We start from the raw sequence: 2,919 nt of genomic DNA, 5'->3' as shown, positions 1-2,919 counted from the left end.
CTTCGTCATCCCAGCCAGCCACACGGCCTGAACCGGCCGCACTCTGCACATTTCTGACGTTACAGATCCCCGCCTGCTTCCGCGATCGCCGGCTTAACCGCCCGGACCGCACGGTCGCTTTACCGCTATCGGCTTTCCAGCCATGGGCCCTGGCCTCGCGTCCCAATATGCAAGGCAATTGTCGCGCTAAATCAATGGCACCGCGGCCGAACTGCCTATTATGACTCCCGTGGCGCCGATGAAACGATGCCTCTGCCGTGCTGACAGGAGCCAGCTACATCTGCCGGACGCACGCATGGCTCGCCGCCGCACAAACGCAGACTGGAAACTTTAATGACCGCAACCGCCGCAACTCTAAACACTGCTTCACAAGCCACGCCTATGGCACCGGCCATTGTCCGGCCATCGGTGCGCCAGCATTCGGTCAAGGTGGAGATTTGCACGCCCGCCATCGGCCCCGAACCCAGCAACGTCAGCGTGGCTGATGTCGCCCTGGATCTGCTTTGAAAATTGGGAGAGTCCCGTGCATACCCTGACGCGAAGTGCCAGCCTTACCGACTATGAACACGTGGCTCGTTCGGCGGGGCTCGATCCGTTTCGGATGCTGCGGATGGCCAAGCTGTCGCCCAAGGTCCTCGACGATCCGAATCTGATGATCAGTGCCGATTCGGTGGGGTGGCTGCTGGAGGAGTCGGCACGCCTGTCCGGTCAGGAGGCCTTTGGATTGTTGCTCGCGGAAAAGAGAAGCCTGGCCAATCTGGGCATGCTGGCGCTGGCGATCCGGGAAGAGCCCACGCTGCGCTCAGCAATGCAATCTTCAATCCGCTATGTGCAACCGCACAACGCCGGCGTGCGATTGTGGCTTGACGATGCAGACGAGATGGTCCTGCTGCATGTGGGCGTGGATATGCGGGGCGACGGCCTCTCGCGCCAGGCTATCGAAATGTCTACCGGCATCGTACTGCGGACGTTCAGAATTCTGACCCGCGATACCTTCCGGCCGGTCGGGGTCACCTTCACTCACGAGCGCCCTGCCAGTCTTGTAGTGCACCGCCGCGTGCTAGGCACGGCTATCGATTTTTTACAGGAATGCAATGCCATCGTTTGCCGAGGCCGCGACCTGGACCTGCCCATCCCTGCTGCAGACCCGGCGCTGCATCGCGAGGTAAAGCGATCGCTCGACATGCAGCTGGCCAACGTCCGCGACGAGCCGGCGCAGCGGGCGCGCCAGATCGCAAGGATGTTGCTGCCAAGCGGACTTTGTTCGGTCGATCAGGTTGCCCAGCATCTTGGCATGCATCGACGCACTCTTAACCGGCACCTCGCGGCGGAGGGCGAGAGTGTCACCACGATCATCAATGCGGTACGTGCTGAACTCGCCGAGGAGTATCTGGCCAACAGCAAACACAAGTTATATGAAGTCGCCGAACTCCTCGGCTTTTCTTCTGCGGGTGACTTCTCGCGCTGGTTCCGCGGCCAGTTTGGCAAGACACCCTCGGATCGGGCCGCCCAATACCGGGAGAGCCGGGCAACAGCCAGGCCCATCTTGCATAAGTAGGAAGGCTCTGGGTTCGGGGTCGGCTCACGCGCCCCTCCATCACCCGGGCCAGCCACACTGCCCGAACCGGCCGCACCCTTCTACGCGTTCCTGACGTTATAGATCCCGCCTGCTTCCGCGATTGCCGGCTGTACCGCCCTGACTGCACAGGAGCGTTATCGCTATCGGCTTTCCAGCCATGGGCCCCTGGCCTCGCGTCCCAATAAGCAAAGCAATTGTCGCGCTAAATCAATAGCATCGCGGCCGCACTGCCTATTATGACTCTCGTGGCACCGATGAAGCGATGCCCCTGCCGTGCTGACGGGGCCAGCTACATCTGCCGGACGCACGCATGGCTCGCCGCCGCACAAAACACAGACTGGAGACCTCAATGACATCAAGCGCTGTAACCCAAAACACTACTTCACAAGCCGCGTCCATCGCACCGGCCATTGTCCGGCCATCGGTGCGCCAGCATTCGATCAAGGTGGAGATTTGCACGCCCGCCATCGGCGCCGAACTCAGCAACATCAGCCTCGCTGATGCCGCCATGGATCCTGACGCCATCGCCCAAATCCGGGCGCTGTGGCTCAAGCATAAAGTGCTGTTCTTCCGCGATCAGAACATTACGCCGATGGAGCAACAGAACTTCGCCGCTCAATTCGCCGGACTGGAAGCCCATCCGCTTGCTCCGAGCCATCCGGAAGCGGACAAGTTGCTGATGCTGTACCGCAATCTCGACCCGGGCAAGCCCAAGACCTACGTCGAAAAGGTCAGCCGCGAAAACTTCTGGCATGCCGATGTGACCTACAAGAAGGCACCGCCCCGCGGCGCGGTGTTGCGCTGCGAACTGGGTCCGGTATCCGGCGGAGACACCATGTGGTCCAACATGGTGATGGCCTACGAAAAGCTGCCCGACACCATCAAGCAACGGATCGATGGCCTGTACGCCAAGCACGATGCAGAGCACATCTTTGGCGCCCAGATGCCGATCGCAGAACGTCACGCGATGGCCGCGAAGAACCCCGCCGCCGAGCACCCGGTGGTCCTCACCCATCCCGAGACGGGCGAAAAGGTTTTGTTCGTCAACACGGCGTTCACGACCCATTTCTCGAATTTCTACAACTTCGAGGACATCCGATACGGCCAGGACTTCATGCCGGAGGCGCATCACCTGATGAACTATCTGACCTCTCAGGCCGCGATTCCGGAATACCAGGTCCGTCTGAAATGGAGAACCAACACGGTTGCCATGTGGGACAACCTGCAGGTTCAGCACTACGCCGTGGCTGACTACGACAACTCGCCAAGAAAGATGCTGCGCGCCACCCTCACGGGCACCCCGCTGGCCTGAGCCGACCGGCTCCCTCGGCAATTCCAGG

3 protein-coding genes are annotated in these 2,919 nt (G+C 60.9%); all 3 read left to right on the top strand.

Annotated elements, in window-relative coordinates; all coding sequences use genetic code 11:
• Window positions 1–333 precede the first annotated feature (333 nt).
• Window positions 334–507 (top strand): hypothetical protein, encoded by a 174-nt coding sequence (locus AWB68_RS49160; RefSeq protein ID WP_200828966.1) that lies wholly within the window; start codon window positions 334–336, stop codon window positions 505–507.
• A 16-nt stretch (window positions 508–523) separates the two neighbouring features.
• On the top strand, window positions 524–1,558 hold the full coding sequence (locus tag AWB68_RS43650) for an AraC family transcriptional regulator (RefSeq protein ID WP_087650286.1): 1,035 nt from the start codon (window positions 524–526) through the stop codon (window positions 1,556–1,558).
• A 370-nt stretch (window positions 1,559–1,928) separates the two neighbouring features.
• Complete coding sequence (locus AWB68_RS43645; RefSeq protein ID WP_087650285.1) at window positions 1,929–2,891, top strand: TauD/TfdA dioxygenase family protein; 963 nt, start codon at window positions 1,929–1,931, stop codon at window positions 2,889–2,891.
• Window positions 2,892–2,919: the final 28 nt, after the last annotated feature.

The organism is Caballeronia choica, from assembly GCF_001544535.1.
GTDB lineage: Bacteria > Pseudomonadota > Gammaproteobacteria > Burkholderiales > Burkholderiaceae > Caballeronia > Caballeronia choica.
This window is presented reverse-complemented; position numbering and strand designations above follow the sequence as displayed.

What these genes read in the sequence shown, in the direction of transcription:
- AWB68_RS43645 (WP_087650285.1), top strand. Translation starts at nt 1,929, where the DNA reads ATGACATCAAGCGCTGTAACCCAAAACACTACTTCACAAGCCGCGTCC.
- AWB68_RS49160 (WP_200828966.1), top strand. Translation starts at nt 334, where the DNA reads ATGACCGCAACCGCCGCAACTCTAAACACTGCTTCACAAGCCACGCCT.